We start from the raw sequence: 16,130 nt of genomic DNA on the forward strand, positions 1-16,130 counted from the left end.
GCGAATCCGGTCTCGGTGACGGTGTGGACGGGGAACGGGCGCACGCGAAACGCGCCCCCTTGCCTCACTCTGCCCCCGCCGAACCCGGAGCATGCGTCCGAATTCCGCCGAACTGCCGTCAAATCGTGTGATCCGGGGCAGGCGGAGGTGGGAGCTCAGTCCAACTGCAGGTTGAGCTCCTCCAGGGCGCCCGTGACGATCGTCCGCATCGCCCGTTCCGCGTGGACGGCGTCGCCCCCGCAGATCGCGTCGGCGACCTCCCGGTGCAGCCTGATCGCGTACGGTTCGGGCTGATGGGGCATCAGATGGTACTCGGTCCGGCCGGTGAGCACCGCCCCCACGGTGTCCCCGAGGTGGGCGAACATCTCGTTCCCGGAGGCGCGCAGCACCAGTGCGTGGAAGGCGATGTCGTGCCCGAGGAAGGTGGTGAGGTCGGCCTCCCGTGCGGCGACCGTCAACTCCACGGCCAGTGAGCTGAGTTCGCGCCGGTCGTCGTCGGTGGCGTGGGTGGCGGCGAGCGCGGCCGCGGCCGGTTCGACGGCCACCCGCAGCGAGCCGAGCGAGCGCAGCTGGGCGGGCCGGTCGGCACCGGCCAGGCGCCAGCGGATCACCATCGGGTCGAAGACGTCCCAGAGCGACTTCGGCTGGACGGTGATCCCGACCCGCCGCCGGGACGCGACCAGGCGCATCCCCTCCAGGACGCGCACCGCCTCCCGGACGACCGTCCGGGACACCCCGAACCGCTGCTCCAGCTCCTCCCCGCGCAGCACCGCGCCCTCGGGGATCTCCCCCGACGCGATCGCCGGCCCGAGCTCGTCAAGCACCCGACCGGGCAGCCCCTGGATCTCCATCCGCCCAGCGTAGACGCCATCCGCCCGAACCCCCACGTCACCCTCCGCCCCGCCCACGCGCTCGGTCACCCCCGCCTCCACCCGCACCTCCGGGGGGAAGTAAAAGTATGACGATTTGGTTTCCCCCACTTGAATACGTCATATCTTTGAAGCGATAGTGGCGGCCTGCAACGAAGGAGCACCACCCATGGCTCTCAACGTCGAGAACCGCGCCCTCCCGGACGCCCCCCGCACCGTCGTGGTGATGGGCGTCTCCGGGGTCGGCAAGACGACCCTGGCCCGACTCCTGGCCGACCGCCTCGATCTCCCCTTCGCCGAGGCGGACGAGTTCCACCCGCCGGCCAACATCGCCAAGATGTCCGCCGGCATCCCGCTGGACGACCAGGACCGTGAGCCCTGGCTGCGCGCAATCGGCGCGTGGCTCAAGGCCCGCACCGAGGCCGGCACCGGGGGCGTGGTCACCTGCTCGGCGTTGAAGCACGGCTACCGCGACATCCTGCGCGCGGACGCCCCGGACGCCTTCTTCCTGCACCTCAGCGGTGGCCACGAGCTGGTCGGAGACCGGCTCTCCCACCGCACCGGCCACTTCATGCCGACGTCGCTGCTCGATTCCCAGTACGCCACCTTGGAGCCCCTGGGTGCGGACGAGAACGGCGCCGTGCTGGACGTGGGCCCGTCCCCCGAAGAACTCGTCGAGATGGCCGTGGCGCTGCTGCGGCCCGTCAATGGAGACCTCGCGTGACCATTGCCCCCACTACTCTGCTGGCGGCCGCCCCACCGGCCCTGCCGCACACCGGCGACAACACCCAGCTGCTGATCGCGGTGCTGCTCAGCATCGGTGCGATCATCCTGCTGATCACCCGGCTGAAGCTGCACCCCTTCCTCGCCCTCACGCTCGGCTCCGGACTGCTGGCCGTCGTCGCGGGCGCCCCCTTCGACAAGCTGCTGAACAGCTTCTCCACGGGCTTCGGCTCCACCGTGGCCAGCGTCGGCCTGCTGATCGGCCTGGGCGCGATGCTCGGCAAGCTGCTCGCCGACTCCGGCGGCGCCAACATCATCGCGGACACCGTGCTGGCCCGGACCGGCAGCAAGGCGCTGCCCTGGGCGATGGCGCTGATCGCCGCCCTGCTCGGCCTGCCGCTGTTCTTCGAGGTCGGCGTCGTCCTGCTGATCCCGATCGTGCTGCTGGTCGCCCGGCGCGGCAACGTGCCGCTGATGCGGGTCGGCATCCCCGCCCTGGCCGGCCTGTCGGTGCTGCACGGCCTAGTGCCCCCGCACCCGGGCCCGCTGGTCGCGATCGACGCGCTGAAGGCCGATCTCGGCATCACCCTGGCGCTGGGCCTGCTGGTCGCGATCCCGACCCTGGTCATCGCCGGCCCGCTGTTCTCCCGGGTCGCCGAGCGCTGGGTGGGCCCGCTGGAGATCCCGACCGCCGTCACCCCCGAGGAGCCGGTCGAGCGCGAGCACACTCCGTCCTTCGGCGCGGTGCTGGCGACCATCCTTCTGCCGGTCGTGCTGATGCTCGGCAAGGCCCTGGCGGACGTCGTGATCGACGACCCGAAGGCGATGGTCCAGCGGGTGCTCGACTTCGTCGGCTCCCCGCTGATCGCCCTGCTGGCGGCGACGCTGCTCGGCATGCTGACCCTCGGGAGGGCCGCCGGCTTCGACAGGGCGCGGATCTCCGACACCGTCGGCAAGGCGCTCGGCCCGATCGCGGGCATCGTGTTCATCGTCGGCGCGGGCGGCGGCTTCAAGCAGACCCTGATCGACGTGGGCGTCGGCGACATGGTCAGCCACTGGGCCGGCCAGTGGCACATCTCGGCGCTGCTGCTGGGCTGGCTGATCGCGGTGCTGATCCGCCTGGCCACCGGTTCGGCGACGGTCGCCACCATCACCGCGGCCGGCATCGTCTCCCCGCTCGCGGCGAACATGTCCTCGACCCACTCGGCCCTGCTGGTGCTCGCGGTCGGCGCCGGTTCGCTGTTCTTCTCGCACGTCAACGACGCCGGCTTCTGGCTGGTGAAGGAGTACTTCGGGATGAGCGTCGGCCAGACGCTGAAGTCCTGGTCGGTGATGGAGACGGTCATCTCGGTCGTCGCCATAGCCCTGATCCTGCCGCTGAGCCTGCTCGTCTAGCGCACCCCGCGCGCACCACCGCCGATGGGCGGCACCGTACGGTGCCGCCCATCGGCGTTCGGAAGGCCGGTGCGCCGGTAGAACCGACCGGACCGGTCCGACCCGGACGCAAACGCCGGACGGGCGTCCGGGTGGAACCCCGAACGCCCGTCCGCCGTACGCCGGTTACTTGGAGCGCTTCGCCAGGAAGGCCTCGACCTCGCCCCGGATCTCCGGGGTGTCCAGCCCGCGCACCGTCATGGTGGTGCGGCGCCGCAGCACGTCGTCCGCGGTGTACGCCCACTCGTTGTCGGCCGCGTAGGCGACCTGCGCCCAGACGTCCGGACCGTCCTCGTGGATCGGCCGGCCGAGCTCCGGGTTCTCGTCGATCATGCGGGCGATCTCGAAGGAGAGCGTGCCGTAGTGGCTGGCCAGGTGCTTGGCCACCAGCGGCTCCATCCGCGAGCCCGGCTCGCGGTCGATCAGCAGGCGGTGCGCCACCGCGTTCGGCGCGCCGACGCCCGGCAGCGGGACGGTCGGGGCGATCGGGGACATGTCCTCGCCGAGGCTGGTGCCGGGCACGAGGGCCAGCTTCTCCAGCACGGCGCGGCCGATGTGCCGGTAGGTGGTCCACTTGCCGCCGGAGACCGACAGCATGCCGCCGCGGCCCTCGGTGACCACGGTCTCGCGCTTCGCGGCGGCGGTGTCGCCCGGACCGCCGGGCAGCACGCGCAGACCGGCGAAGGAGTAGGTGATCAGGTCGCGGTCGAGGTGCTCGTCGCGGATCGCGTGCGCGGCCTCGCCCATGATCTGGTCGATGTCCGCGTCGGTGGCCCGGACGTCCTTCGGGTCGCCGGTGTACTCCTCGTCGGTGGTGCCGAGCAGGACGTGGTCCTCCCACGGGATGGCGAAGGAGACGCGGTACTTGTCGATCGGGATGGTCAGCGCGGCACGCCACGGCGAGCGGCGCTTGACGACGACGTGGGCGCCCTTGGAGAGGCGGATCGACGGCGCGGCGCCGGCGTCCTCCATCTTGCGCAGGTGGTCCACCCACGGGCCGGTGGCGTTGAGCACCAGGCGGGCGTTGACGCCGAACTCGCTGCCGTCCAGGCGGTCGCGCAGCTCGGCGCCGGTGACCCGGCCGCCGGTGAAGCGCAGGCCGGTCACCTCGGCGTGGTTGAGCACCACGGCGCCGGCGTCGACGGCGGCGCGCACGGTCATCACCGCGACGCGCGAGTCGTTCATCTGGTGGTCGCCGTAGACGGCCACCGAGCGCAGGCCCTCGGTGCGCAGCGCGGGCACCTGCTGGGCGGCGTGGGCGGCGGTGGAGACCCGGCCCATGCCGTCGCGGAAGGCGGACAGCGCGGAGTACAGGAACACGCCGGCGCCGAGCTTGGCCGCGCCGTGCGGGCCGCCCTTGTAGACCGGCACGAAGAAGGTCAGCGGGTTGACGAGGTGCGGGGCCACGTCGGTGGAGAGCGCGCGGCGCTCCTTGTGGTTCTCCGCGACCAGCTTGACCGCGCCGGTCTGCAGGTAGCGCAGACCGCCGTGGACCAGCTTGGAGGAGGCGCTGGAGGTGGCACCGGCGAAGTCGCCGGCGTCGACCATGGCGACCTTCAGGCCGGCCTGGGACGCGGTCCAGGCGACGGCCGTGCCGAGGATGCCGCCCCCGATCACCAGCAGGTCGTAGGTGGCCTTGCCGAGCAGCTCGCGGGTCTCGGCGCGGGAAGCGGTGCGGCCGGCGGTGCGCTCGGCGCCCAGGGTCGGGATGGTTGCCATGGTGGTTGTGTACGGCGCGCTGGTCGGGCGGCGCCGTTACTCCTCTCGTGTGCGGTGCGGCCCCTGCGGGAGAGGCCGGTCGGCCCGGTGCGGCGGGCCGGGTTGAACCCGTTGGCACCCGTTGCCGGAACAGCGGGCGGCCGGCCGGGGCCAGGGGCCCCGACCGGCTTTCGATCAGTTGTTCTCTTCCTCCTCCACCCAGCCCATGGTGCGCTCCACGGCCTTGAGCCACTTCTTGTACTCGCGCTCGCGGGTGGCCTCGTCCATGCGCGGGGTCCACTCGGCGGCGCGGTGCCAGTTGGCCCGCAGGGTGTCGAGGTCGTTCCAGAAGCCGACGGCGAGTCCGGCCGCGTAGGCCGCGCCGAGGGCGGTGGTCTCGGCCACGTACGGCCGCTCGACCGGGGCGTCCAGGACGTCGGCGATGTTCTGCATGAGCAGGTTGTTGCTGGTCATGCCGCCGTCGACCTTGAGCGCGGTGAGCTCGACCCCGGAGTCCTTCTGCATGGCGTCGACGACCTCGCGGGTCTGCCAGGCGGTGGCTTCCAGGACGGCCCGGGCCAGGTGGCCCTTGGTGACGTACCGGGTCAGACCGGCGATCACCCCGCGGGCGTCGGAGCGCCAGTACGGGGCGAACAGGCCGGAGAAGGCCGGGACGAAGTAGGCGCCGCCGTTGTCCTCGACGGTGTTGGCGAGGGTCTCGATCTCGGCGGCGGTGGAGATGATGCCGAGCTGGTCGCGCAGCCACTGGACGAGCGAGCCGGTGACGGCGATCGAGCCCTCCAGCGCGTACACCGGGGCCTGGTCACCGATCCGGTAGCCGACCGTGGTCAGCAGGCCGTGGTACGAGTTGACGATCTTCTCGCCGGTGTTCAGCAGCAGGAAGGTGCCGGTGCCGTAGGTGGACTTGGCCTCGCCCTCGTCGAAGCAGGTCTGGCCGAACAGCGCGGCCTGCTGGTCGCCGAGCGCGGAGGCGACCGGGACGCCGGCCAGGTCGCCGACGGCCTCGCCGTACACCTCGGCGGAGGAGCGGATCTCCGGCAGGACGGCCATCGGCACGCCCATCGACTCGGCGATGCTCTCGTCCCAGGCCAGGGTCTTGAGGTTCATCAGCATGGTGCGGCTGGCGTTGGTCACGTCGGTGACGTGCTTGCCGCCGTCGACGCCGCCGGTGAGGTTCCAGATCACCCAGGTGTCCATGGTGCCGAACAGGATGTCGCCGGCCTCGGCGCGCTCGCGCAGGCCCTCGACGTTGTCCAGCAGCCAGCGGATCTTCGGGCCGGCGAAGTAGCTGGCCAGCGGGAGGCCGGTCTCGCGGCGGAAGCGGTCCTGGCCGACGTTGCGACCCAGCTCGCGGCAGAGCGCCTCGGTGCGGGTGTCCTGCCACACCAGCGCGTTGTGCACCGGCTCACCGGTGTTCTTGTCCCACAGGACGGTGGTCTCGCGCTGGTTGGTGATGCCGATCGCGCGGATGTCGTCCTTGGTCAGACCGGCCTTCTCCAGGGCACCGCGGACGACCGACTGCACCCGGGTCCAGATCTCGGCGGCGTCGTGCTCGACGTAGCCGGGCTGGGGGAAGATCTGCCGGTGCTCCTGCTGGTCGACGGCGACGATCCGGCCGTCGGCGCCGAAGATGATGCAGCGGCTGGAGGTGGTGCCCTGGTCGATCGCGGCGATGTAGTTGCCAGTGGAGGTCATGTGGAGGGTCCTCGGCTCAGGTTCGGGGGTTGCGGGGTGGGTGGGCCCGACCGGACGTTGGATGGACGTCCGTCCGGTCAGTCCCCGTGCGCGGCGGGTTCGAACCCGTCCTTTAGAAGAGGGCGTTGTACACGCCGCCGGCCGCCAGGCCGCCCAGGATCGGGCCGACGACCGGGACCCAGGCGTAGGACCAGTCGGAGCTGCCCTTGTTGGGGATCGGCAGCAGCGCGTGCGCGATGCGCGGGCCGAGGTCGCGGGCCGGGTTGATGGCGTAGCCGGTGGGGCCGCCGAGCGAGAGACCGATGCCGACGACGGTGAGGGCGACGATCAGGGTGCCCATGCCGCTGCTGTCCAGGCCCTTGGTGGTGCCGAGGGTCAGGATCGCCATGCAGAGCACGAAGGTGCCGATGACCTCGGTGATCACGTTCTGGATCGGGTTCCGGATCTCGGGCCCGGTCGAGAAGATGCCGAGGGTGGGCTCCTTGTTGGCCTGGAACTGGCCGAGGTAGGTGAGCCAGACCAGCACGGCGCCGATGATGGCGCCGAGCATCTGGGAGCCGATGTAGAGCGGCACCTGGCTCCAGTCGCCGCTCTTGACCGCGAGCGCGATGGTGACGGCCGGGTTCAGGTGGGCGCCGGACTTGGCGCCGGTCATGTAGGCGGCGATCAGGACCGCGAAGCCCCAGCCGAAGGTGATCGCCAGCCAACCGGCGTTCATGGCCTTCGACTTCTTGAGGGTCACGGCGGCGCAGACGCCACCGCCGAGGAGTATCAGGGCGGCGGTGCCGAGGGTTTCGCCGACGAAGACGTCGCCGTTGGAGAACGCGGACACAAAGACTCCCTTGTCAATGCCCGGAGGTGCGGGTGGGGGCAGGTGGCCGGTGGAACCCTGTGCGGGTGAGCGCGCTGTGGGAGTGATCTTCCCGGCCATCGTTCGACAATGTCGACCGTCATGCGGAAGCTTCCTCCCCAGGTCGGCCCCACGTCAAGGCAGGGTTACTCAGCTGTGACCCTTCCCTCGGTCGGTCCCCCGAAGTTACCCAGCGGAGCGCCCCGAATCGGGACAAAACGCCAAGGCGCGGACAGGCTCAGCGCCCGTCCGCGCCTCAGCGTGACGAATCGACCGCTGTACTCAGAACCGCCCGGCGCCCAGGTCGCGGGAGATCGCCCGCGCCGCGCTGCGCACCGAGGCCACCAGCGAGGGCTTCACGAAGCCGTCCTCGCAGACCCGTTCCACCGGCCCGTTGATGCACACCGCGCCCACCGGGTTGCGCCGGCGGTCCTGGATCAGCGCGGCGATCGAGGCCACGCCCTCCCAGGTCTCCTCGACCGAGTCCGCCCAGCCGCGCTCCCGGATCAGCGCGCACTCGGCGTCCAGGTCGGCCGCTCCGGTCAACGTCCGCAGGGTGTACGACTCGTACGGCCCGTCGCCCAACTCCCCGCGTGCGACCGGGTCGTAGGCCACCAGTACCTTGCCGATCGCGGTGCTGTGCAGCGGCTGCATCGAACCGACCTCCAGCACCTGCCGGGTGTCGTCGGGGCGGAAGACGTGGTGCACGATCAGCACGCCCTGCTGGTGCAGCACCCCCAGGTAGACGGTCTCGCCGGCCGCCCGGGCCAGGTCGTCCGCCCACACCAGCGCCCGCGCCCGCAGCTCGTGCACGTCCAGGTAGCTCTGCCCGAGCCGCAGCAGTTCGGCTCCCAGCTGGTACTTGCCGCTCTCCGGGTCCTGCTCGACGAACCCCTCCTGCTGCAGCGTGCGCAGGATGCCGTGCGCGGTGCCCTTGGCCAGGTCCAGGGCGGTCGCGACCTCGGAAAGTCCCAGGCGGCGCTCGCCGCCGGCCAGCAGGCGCATGATCGCGGCGGCCCGGGAGAGCGACTGGATCGGGCCGGGCATGGGGTACCTCCGCGCTGACAGGCGGTCGACATTGTCGACCACAGTGGTGACGGGACGAGTCTGCCAGGCCGTCGTCCGTCCGTGCACCTTCCCCCTCGGTAACCCGGGCTCGGCCGGGTGTTAACCTCCGTGCCCCTCGGCCCCCCTTGCCCCGCGCCCCCTGGCCGCCCTACCCGGCCGGCGCTACCCCTCCACCCCGCTGAGCACCCCGCGCCGCACCGCCACCTCGGCCGCCAGCGCGGCGATCCCGTCCGTACCCACCCGGCAGCAGCCGCCGACCAGCCGGGCGCCGTCCGCCAGCCAGCCGCCCACCCGCGCCGAGCGGAACGTCGGCTCCCCGCGCCAGTCCCGGCGGTCCGGGTCCCACTCCTCCCCACTGTTCGGATAGACCACCACCGGCTTGCCGGTCACCTCGGCGGCCACCGCCACCGCCAGGTCGGCGTCCCCCGGCGTGCAGCAGTTGACGCCCACCGCCAGCACCTCGTCCACCTCCGCGGCCAGCGCGAACGCCTCCGCCAGCGGCTGCCCGGCCCTCGTCCGGCCGTCCGCCACGCTGTACGACAGCCAGGCCGGCACCCCCAGCCCGCGCACCAGCTCCAGCAGCGCCCGCGCCTCGTCCGCGTCCGGCACCGTCTCCAGGGCCAGCACGTCCGGCCGGGCCGCCGCCAGTACCTCCAGCCGCGGCCGGTGGAAGGCCACCAGCTCGGCGTGGCTCAGCCCGTAGCGGCCCCGGTACTCCGAACCGTCCGCGAGCACCGCCCCGTACGGGCCCACCGAGGCCGCCACCCAGCGCCGCCGCCCGCCCGGCTCCGCCCGCACCGCCTCCCGGGCCAGCTCCACGCTGCTCGCCAGCAGCCGCGCGGCCGCCGCATGCCCCACCCCGCGCCGGGCGAAGCCCTCGAAGCTCGCCTGGTAGCTCGCCGTGATGGCGACCTCGGCCCCCGCGGCGAAGTACGCCCGGTGCGCCGCGACCACCGCCTCCGGGTCGTCCGCGAGCAGCCGCGCCGACCACAGCGCGTCCGACAGGTCGTGCCCGGCGGCCGCCAACTGGTTGGACATCCCGCCGTCCAGGACGAGCGGACCGGCGGCCAGCGCCGCGGCGAAGTCCGGCGGGGGAGCAGTGGGCATGGCGGCCTCCTCGGCACGGTCGTTCCTGGTCACAGCCTAGAAGCCGGAGGCCCCCGGGCACCGGGAAAACCGTTTGCCGCCGGGGAACGAAGTCGTTACGTTGTGCTCATCCCGAGAACGACGGCAACAGGTGCCCCGGCGGGCGAGGAGAGGAGCCGGCGATGGCAGCGGACGAACCGTCCCCCCAGCCCGCCGCCGGGGCCACGGCCGAGCAGGAATGGCTCGCCGCCTACGACCCGCGCGCCTACGCCCCGATCGCCGTCACCGTCGACGTCGTCGCCCTCACGCTGCGGGCCGGCCGCCTGCACGTGCTGCTGGTCGAACGCGGCGCCCCGCCGTTCCACGGCTGCTGGGCGCTGCCCGGCGGCTTCCTGCGGGCGGGGGAGGAGGGCCTGGACGAGGCCGCCGCCCGCGAACTCGCCGAGGAGACGGGCCTGCAGGGCGCCTCCGAGACCGAGGCCGCACTCTGCCGCCTGCACCTCGAACAGCTCGGCACCTACGGCGCTCCCGAGCGGGACCCTCGGATGCACGTCGTCTCCGTCGCCTACCTCGCCTTCGCCCCGGACCTGCCCGACCCCCGGGCCGGGACGGACGCCGCGGCCGCCGCCTGGCACCCGGTCGCCGACCTCGACCTGGCCCCGCGGTCCACCGACCGCACCCGAGCCACCGGTGTGCCCGCCGACACCCACGGGGGTGGCGTCGACGGGCACACCGGTCCCCGCCCGGGCGCACCGCGGCCGATCCCGCTGGCCTTCGACCACGCCCGCATCGTCGCCGACGGCCTCGACAGGGTGCGTGCCAAGCTGGAGTACAGCCCGCTCGCCACCGCCTTCCTGCCCCACGACTTCACCATCCCCGACCTGCGCGCCGTCTACGAGGCCGTCTGGGACGAGAAGCTCCACCCCGGCAACTTCCACCGCAAGGTGCTCTCCGTCCCCGGCTTCGTCGAGAGCACCGGCGCCACCACCGAGCGCGGCGGCGCCCGCGGCGGTCCCCGCGCCCGCACCTACCGCGCCGGCGACGCCCGACTGCTCCACCCCGCCCTCCTCCGCCCCGCCCGCGAGGAGCCCACCGGGGCCGGGAGCGGGCCCGAGACCGGGACCGTGCCCGAGGCCGGGCCCACCGGGAAGGCCCCGGCCGCCGACCGGGCCCACTGAACGAGGGGGCTACCATCCGGCCATGACCACGGACGAGGCGATGCAAACGATCCACCGGCCGTTCTCCCACTGCCACTTCTGCGGCACCCCGTACCCGCCCGGCACCGAGGCCTGGCCGCGGACCTGCCCCGGCTGCGCCGAGATCAGCTACCGCAACCCGCTGCCCGTCGCGGTCACCGTCCTCCCCGTGACCCGGCCCGACGCCGACCCCGCCCTGGTCGTCATCCGCCGCACGATCGAGCCCGGCTACGGCGAACTCGCCTTCCCCGGCGGCTACATGGACTTCGGCGAGAGCTGGCAGCAGGCCTGCGTGCGCGAACTCGCCGAGGAGACCGGGATCCCGGCCGACGCCGCTGACGTCCGCCTGATCCACACGGCCTCCGACCCCAACGGCCGCTTCGTCATGCTCTGCGGGCTCCTCCCCGCCCGCCCGCTCGCCGAGCTCCCGCCCTCGCGCCCCACCGACGAGACCGACGGCTGGTTCCTCGCCACCGCCGACACCCCCCTCGTCTGGGACTTCCACAACGGCATCCTGCGCCGCTGGTTCGACGGCGAGTTCGACCCGAGCTGAGCAGCGGCGAAGCCTCCGGCCGACCCTGGCGCAGCGGGCGCTCACATGGCATGGTCTGCACCGACAGCCCAACCGGACGGGTTGGCCACGAGCTCACCCGTCCCCACCAACGGCCGGGAGACCACCACCGTGAGCACCCCACCCCAGGACCAGCCGCTCTGGCGCCCCAACCCCGCTCGCGCCGCCGCCACCAGCCTGGTGGCCTTCCAGGCCTGGGCCGCCGAACACCACGGCGCCCCGGCCGCCCCGCTGGCCCCGGCCGCCGACGACCAGCAGGCCGCCCAGCGCTACGCCGACCTGCACGCCTGGTCCACCGCCGACCTCGACCGCTTCTGGACCGCGGTCACCCAGTGGTTCGACGTCCGCTTCACCGAGGCCCCCGAGGCCGTCCTCGCCGACCCGGCCATGCCCGGCGCCCGCTGGTTCCCCGGCGCCCGCCTCAACTACGCCGAGCACGCCCTGCGCGCCGCCGAGCCCGGCCCGGACGGGGAGCGGGGAGCGAACGCCGACCGCCCGGCGATCCTCCACCTCGACGAGACCACCGAGCAGCCGGCCGTCCTCACCTGGGCCGAACTCCGCCGCCAGGTCGGCTCGCTGGCCGCCGCCCTGCGCGCCCGCGGCATCGGCCCCGGCGACCGGGTCAGCGCCTACCTGCCCAACATCCCGCAGGCCGCCGTCGCCCTCCTCGCCACCGCCGCCGTCGGCGCCGTCTGGACCAGCTGCGCCCCCGACTTCGGGGCCCGCAGCGTCCTCGACCGCCTCCAGCAGATCGAACCCGCCGTCCTGTTCGCCGTCGACGGCTACCACTACGGCGGCAAGGACCACGACCGCACCGAGGTCGTCGCCGAACTGCGCCGCGAACTCCCCAGCCTGCACACCGTCGTGCACGTCCCGCTGCTCGGCGCCCCCGCCCCCGAGGGAGCCCTCCGGTGGGACGACCTCGTCGCCGACGACGTGGAACCGGTCTTCGAGCCCGTCCCCTTCGACCACCCGCTCTGGGTCCTCTACTCCTCCGGCACCACCGGCCTGCCCAAGGCCATCGTCCAGAGCCAGGGCGGCATCCTGCTCGAACACCTCAAGCAGGCCGGCCTCCACCTCGACCTCGGCCCCCAGGACCGCTTCCTCTGGTACACCTCCACCGGCTGGATGATGTGGAACTTCCTGCTGGCCGGCCTCCTCGTCGGGGCCACGATCGTCACCTACGACGGCAGCCCGGGCCACCCGGACACCGGCGCCCTCTGGTCGGTCGCCGCCCGCACCCGCGCCACCGTCCTCGGCACCTCCGCCGCCTACGTCATCGCCAGCCGCAAGGCCGAGCTGCACCCCGGCCGCGACCTCGACCTGTCCGCCGTCCGCTGCATCGGCACCACCGGCTCCCCTCTCCCGCCCGACGGCTTCCGCTGGATCTACGACGAGGTCAAGCGGGACGTCTGGCTCGCCTCGGTCAGCGGCGGCACCGACGTCTGCTCCTGCTTCGTCGGCGGCGTCCCCACCCTCCCCGTGCACCTCGGCGAGATCCAGGCCCCCTGCCTGGGCGCCGCCGTGGAGTCCTGGGACGTCCAGGGCCACCCGCACACCGACACCGTCGGCGAACTCGTCGTCACCAAGCCCATCCCGTCGATGCCCACCGGATTCTGGAACGACCCCGAGGGCACCCGCTACCACGACAGCTACTTCGACACCTACCCCGGCATCTGGCGCCACGGCGACTGGATCACCGTCACCTCCCGCGGCACCGTCGTCATCCACGGCCGCTCCGACTCCACCCTCAACCGCCAGGGCGTCCGGATGGGCTCCTCGGACATCTACGAGGTGGTCGAACGCCTCCCCGAGATCGCCGAGTCCCTGGTCATCGGCCTGGAGGAGCCCGACGGCGGCTACTGGATGCCGCTGTTCGTCGTCCTCGCCCCCGGCGCCGAACTCGACCAGGACCTCATCGGCCGCATCCGCACCTCGCTGCGCACCGAACTCTCCCCGCGCCACGTCCCCGACGAGGTGATCGCCGTCCGCGGCCTCCCGCACACCCTCACCGGCAAGCGCATCGAGGTCCCGGTCAAGCGCATCCTCTCCGGCACCCCGCTGGAGCAGGCCGTCAACCCCGGCTCCGTCGACAACCTCGACCACCTGCGGTTCTTCGAGCGGCTCCGGGTCGAGCGCCAGGCCTGACCGCCCCCGAGAACGCCGAAGGGGCGCCCCCACCGCCAAGGGTGGGGGCGCCCCTTCCGCTCATCACGTCCTACTCGCCGGAGAGCACCTGCTGCGCCGCGGCCCGCGCCTCCTCGGCACTGTCCGCGGCCCGGGCCGCCTCGGCCGCCCGACGGCACTGCGCCAGCGTGTACTTGGCCAGCGTGCTCCGCACGTAGGGGATCGAGGCCGAGCCCATGGAGAGGCTGGTGACGCCCAGACCGGTCAGCACCACGGCCAGCAGCGGGTCCGAGGCCGCCTCACCGCAGACGCCGCAGCTCTTGCCGGTCGCCCGGGCAGCCTCGGCGGCCGCCGCGATCAGGTCCAGCAGCGCCGGCTGCCACGGGTCCTGCAGCCGGGCCAGCGCACCGACCTGACGGTCGGCCGCGAAGGTGTACTGCGCCAGGTCGTTGGTGCCCAGCGACAGGAACTCGACCTCCTGCAGGATCGCCCGGGCCCGCAGCGCGGCCGACGGGATCTCCACCATGGCGCCGAACTTGGCCTCCAGCCCGGCCTTGCGGCAGGCGGCCGCGAAGTCCCCGGCGTCCTTGCGGTCGGCCACCATCGGGGCCATCACCTCAAGGTGCACCGGCAGGCCCGCGGCGGCCGTGGCCAGCGCCCGCAGCTGGGTGGCCAGCACCTCGGGGTGCTCAAGCAGGGTGCGCAGACCGCGCACGCCGAGCGCCGGGTTCGGCTCGTCGGCCGGGGTCAGGAAGTCCAGCGGCTTGTCCGCGCCGGCGTCCAGCACCCGGACCACGACCCGGCCCTCCGGGAACGCCTCCAGCACCTTGCGGTACGCCTCGACCTGCTTCTCCTCGCTGGGAGCCTGCGCCGAGTCGTCCAGGAACAGGAACTCGGTACGGAACAGGCCGACGCCCTCGGCACCGTTCTCCAGCGCGGCCGGCACGTCCGCCGGGCCGCCCACGTTGGCCAGCAGCGGCACCCGGTGCCCGTCCGAGGTCTGCCCCGGACCGGTGGAGGCGGCCAGCGCGGCCCTGCGCTCGGCGGCGATCGCCCGCAGCTCCTCCTGCTTCTCCTGCGAGGGGTCGAGCAGGACATCGCCCGAGCTGCCGTCCACGGCGACGACGGTGCCCTCGGCGACGTCCGTCGCGCCGGGCAGCGCGACCACGGCCGGCACGCCCAGCGCCCGGGCCAGGATGGCGCTGTGGCTGGTCGGGCCGCCCTCCTCGGTCACGAAGCCGAGCACCAGCGTCGGGTCCAGCAGCGCGGTGTCGGCCGGCGCCAGGTCCCGCGCGAACAGCACGTACGGCTCGTCGCTGTCCGGCACACCCGGCATCGGCACGCCCAGCAGCCGGGCGACGATGCGGTTGCGCACGTCGTCCAGGTCGGCGACCCGCCCGGCCAGGTACTCCCCGGCGGAGGCCAGCAGCGCCCGGTAGGCCGCGAAGGCGTCGTACACACCGCGCTCGGCGCTGCTGCCGACGGCGATCCGGCGGGACACGTCGGCCATCAGCTCCGGGTCCTGCGCCATCAGGGCCTGGGCTTCCAGCACCGCCTGCGCCTCGCCGCCCGCCAGGTTGCCGCGCGCGATCAGGTCCGCGGCGACGGCCTCGACGGCCGCCTGGGCGCGCGCCTGCTCGCGCGGGGCGTCCTCGGCCGGGATCTGGGTGGTCGGCGGCTCCAGCACCGCCGTGCCCATGTGCCGCACCTGGCCGATCGCGACCCCGTGGCTGACACCCACGCCGCGCAGTGTCTTCTCCATGTACCTGTATCTCCACTGAGAGGAGCGGCCCCGCCGGGAACCGCTGAGTGCCGGGTCGCCCCGTCAACTCGCTGCGGGGCGGGTGTGTGTCTGTGGTTGAGGGGTCAGCTCCAGCTGAACAGCTTGTCGCCCGCCCGGACCTCGCCGTCCTCGTGGACGTCGACCAGCGAGTCGGTGGCCGCCTCCAGCGCCACGATCGGCGAGATCGGGGACTTGCCGGCGGCCTCGACGGCGGCCGGGTCCCACCGGATCACGGCCTGACCGCGGGTCACCGTGTCGCCCTTGCTGACGAGCAGTTCGAAGCCCTCGCCGTTCAGCTGAACGGTGTCGATCCCCAGGTGGGTCAGCACACCGTGCCCGTCGGCGTCCACCACGACGAAGGCGTGAGGGTGCATGGAGACCACGACGCCGTCCACCGGAGCGACCGCCTCGGTGGGCTGACGGACCGGGTCGATCGCGGTGCCCGGGCCGACCATCGCACCCGAGAACACCGGGTCCGGCACGCCGGCGAGCCCGACGACCTTGCCGGTCAGCGGCGACGTCACAGTGGTCATGGTTGTGCCTCCCAAGTGCGCAATACAGCGAGCGGCCGCGCGGTGCGGCACACGATCAACTGAAGCCTAAATCATGTCAACTTCGGACATATGCTGACATTCGAGGCCGCAGACCTACGCCCCGCCCGCCTACCGGCCGGCGTCACAACGGCCCGCGACTGGTCTAGTCCTCTTAGCCATATGTGCCGCACTCTACAGGTATCTTGGCGAATCGGGACCATTGCTGTATATGCTCCTGAGAGCAACAAATCATGCGGCCACCCGGGTGACCCGGGGTGCGCCTCGATTCGCGCTCCGCCTGCCGACCCGCTATGGTTGGTCAGGTCGCCGCGACTCAGCGGTTAACACCAGGTTTCAGACGCGAAAAGCTCCGGCAAACGAAGCGGAAAACATCTGATAAGCTGGAAACACGAAAGAACGAAGCGCCCGGAGGGCCCGCTGGAAGGCGGTCCGAAGGAAGCGTCCGTTCCTTGAGA

13 protein-coding genes are annotated in these 16,130 nt (G+C 72.7%); 5 read left to right on the forward strand and 8 right to left on the reverse strand.

Going from position 1 to position 16,130, the window contains the following annotated elements; genetic code table 11:
- Positions 1 to 155: 155 nt before the first annotated feature.
- A complete protein-coding gene (locus ACIRVF_RS37490) occupies positions 156 to 851 on the reverse strand; it encodes a FadR/GntR family transcriptional regulator (protein ID WP_402828508.1) in 696 nt (231 codons plus the stop codon).
- A gap of 187 nt (positions 852 to 1,038) precedes the next feature.
- On the opposite strand from ACIRVF_RS37490, the gene ACIRVF_RS37495 reads away from it, so the two are divergent.
- Both ACIRVF_RS37495 and ACIRVF_RS37500 read left to right on the forward strand, forming a co-directional pair.
- Positions 1,039 to 1,593, forward strand: coding sequence for a gluconokinase (locus ACIRVF_RS37495; RefSeq protein WP_402828511.1), 555 nt, complete (start codon positions 1,039 to 1,041; stop codon positions 1,591 to 1,593).
- Positions 1,590 to 2,987: a GntP family permease gene (locus ACIRVF_RS37500; RefSeq protein ID WP_402828514.1), complete on the forward strand. Its 1,398-nt coding sequence runs from the start codon at positions 1,590 to 1,592 to the stop codon at positions 2,985 to 2,987. Before ACIRVF_RS37495 ends, ACIRVF_RS37500 begins: the two co-directional genes overlap by 4 nt.
- A 165-nt stretch (positions 2,988 to 3,152) precedes the next feature.
- On the opposite strand, the gene ACIRVF_RS37505 is transcribed toward ACIRVF_RS37500, so the two are convergent.
- The 5 genes from ACIRVF_RS37505 to mmuM all read right to left on the reverse strand — a co-directional run bounded on the left by ACIRVF_RS37505 (position 3,153) and on the right by mmuM (position 9,465).
- The gene (locus ACIRVF_RS37505) at positions 3,153 to 4,745 is read right to left on the reverse strand and encodes an FAD-dependent oxidoreductase (protein WP_402828517.1); all 1,593 of its coding nucleotides are present in this window, start codon (positions 4,743 to 4,745) and stop codon (positions 3,153 to 3,155) included.
- A 174-nt stretch (positions 4,746 to 4,919) separates the two neighbouring features.
- Positions 4,920 to 6,440 (reverse strand): glycerol kinase GlpK, encoded by a 1,521-nt coding sequence (glpK, locus tag ACIRVF_RS37510; protein ID WP_279092764.1) that lies wholly within the window; start codon positions 6,438 to 6,440, stop codon positions 4,920 to 4,922.
- Positions 6,441 to 6,552: 112 nt separating this feature from the next.
- Positions 6,553 to 7,272: an MIP/aquaporin family protein gene (locus tag ACIRVF_RS37515; protein WP_402828522.1), complete on the reverse strand. Its 720-nt coding sequence runs from the start codon at positions 7,270 to 7,272 to the stop codon at positions 6,553 to 6,555.
- Positions 7,273 to 7,572: 300 nt separating this feature from the next.
- A complete protein-coding gene (locus ACIRVF_RS37520) occupies positions 7,573 to 8,337 on the reverse strand; it encodes an IclR family transcriptional regulator (RefSeq protein WP_402828525.1) in 765 nt (254 codons plus the stop codon).
- 183 nt (positions 8,338 to 8,520) lie between these two features.
- Positions 8,521 to 9,465, reverse strand: a complete 945-nt coding sequence (gene mmuM, locus ACIRVF_RS37525) for a homocysteine S-methyltransferase (RefSeq protein ID WP_402828528.1) — start codon at positions 9,463 to 9,465, stop codon at positions 8,521 to 8,523.
- 161 nt (positions 9,466 to 9,626) lie between these two features.
- Between mmuM and ACIRVF_RS37530 the strand changes: the two genes are divergently transcribed.
- From ACIRVF_RS37530 to ACIRVF_RS37540, 3 genes are read left to right on the forward strand one after another with little or no spacing between them, the layout of a single operon-like run.
- Positions 9,627 to 10,622, forward strand: a complete 996-nt coding sequence (locus ACIRVF_RS37530) for an NUDIX hydrolase (protein ID WP_402828530.1) — start codon at positions 9,627 to 9,629, stop codon at positions 10,620 to 10,622.
- 22 nt (positions 10,623 to 10,644) lie between these two features.
- Entirely contained in the window at positions 10,645 to 11,193 is a 549-nt protein-coding gene (locus ACIRVF_RS37535) for an NUDIX domain-containing protein (protein WP_402828532.1), read from the forward strand.
- A 45-nt stretch (positions 11,194 to 11,238) separates the two neighbouring features.
- The gene (locus ACIRVF_RS37540) at positions 11,239 to 13,359 is read left to right on the forward strand and encodes an acetoacetate--CoA ligase (RefSeq protein ID WP_402828535.1); all 2,121 of its coding nucleotides are present in this window, start codon (positions 11,239 to 11,241) and stop codon (positions 13,357 to 13,359) included.
- A 70-nt stretch (positions 13,360 to 13,429) separates the two neighbouring features.
- On the opposite strand, the gene ptsP is transcribed toward ACIRVF_RS37540, so the two are convergent.
- Both ptsP and ACIRVF_RS37550 read right to left on the reverse strand, forming a co-directional pair.
- A complete protein-coding gene (gene ptsP, locus ACIRVF_RS37545) occupies positions 13,430 to 15,100 on the reverse strand; it encodes a phosphoenolpyruvate--protein phosphotransferase (protein WP_402828538.1) in 1,671 nt (556 codons plus the stop codon).
- A 104-nt stretch (positions 15,101 to 15,204) separates the two neighbouring features.
- Entirely contained in the window at positions 15,205 to 15,654 is a 450-nt protein-coding gene (locus ACIRVF_RS37550; RefSeq protein WP_402828540.1) for a PTS glucose transporter subunit IIA, read from the reverse strand.
- Between the last annotated feature and the right edge of the window lie 476 nt (positions 15,655 to 16,130).

Source organism: Kitasatospora sp. NPDC101157 (genome assembly GCF_044768255.1).
In the GTDB taxonomy this organism is placed as follows: Bacteria; Actinomycetota; Actinomycetes; order Streptomycetales; family Streptomycetaceae; genus Kitasatospora.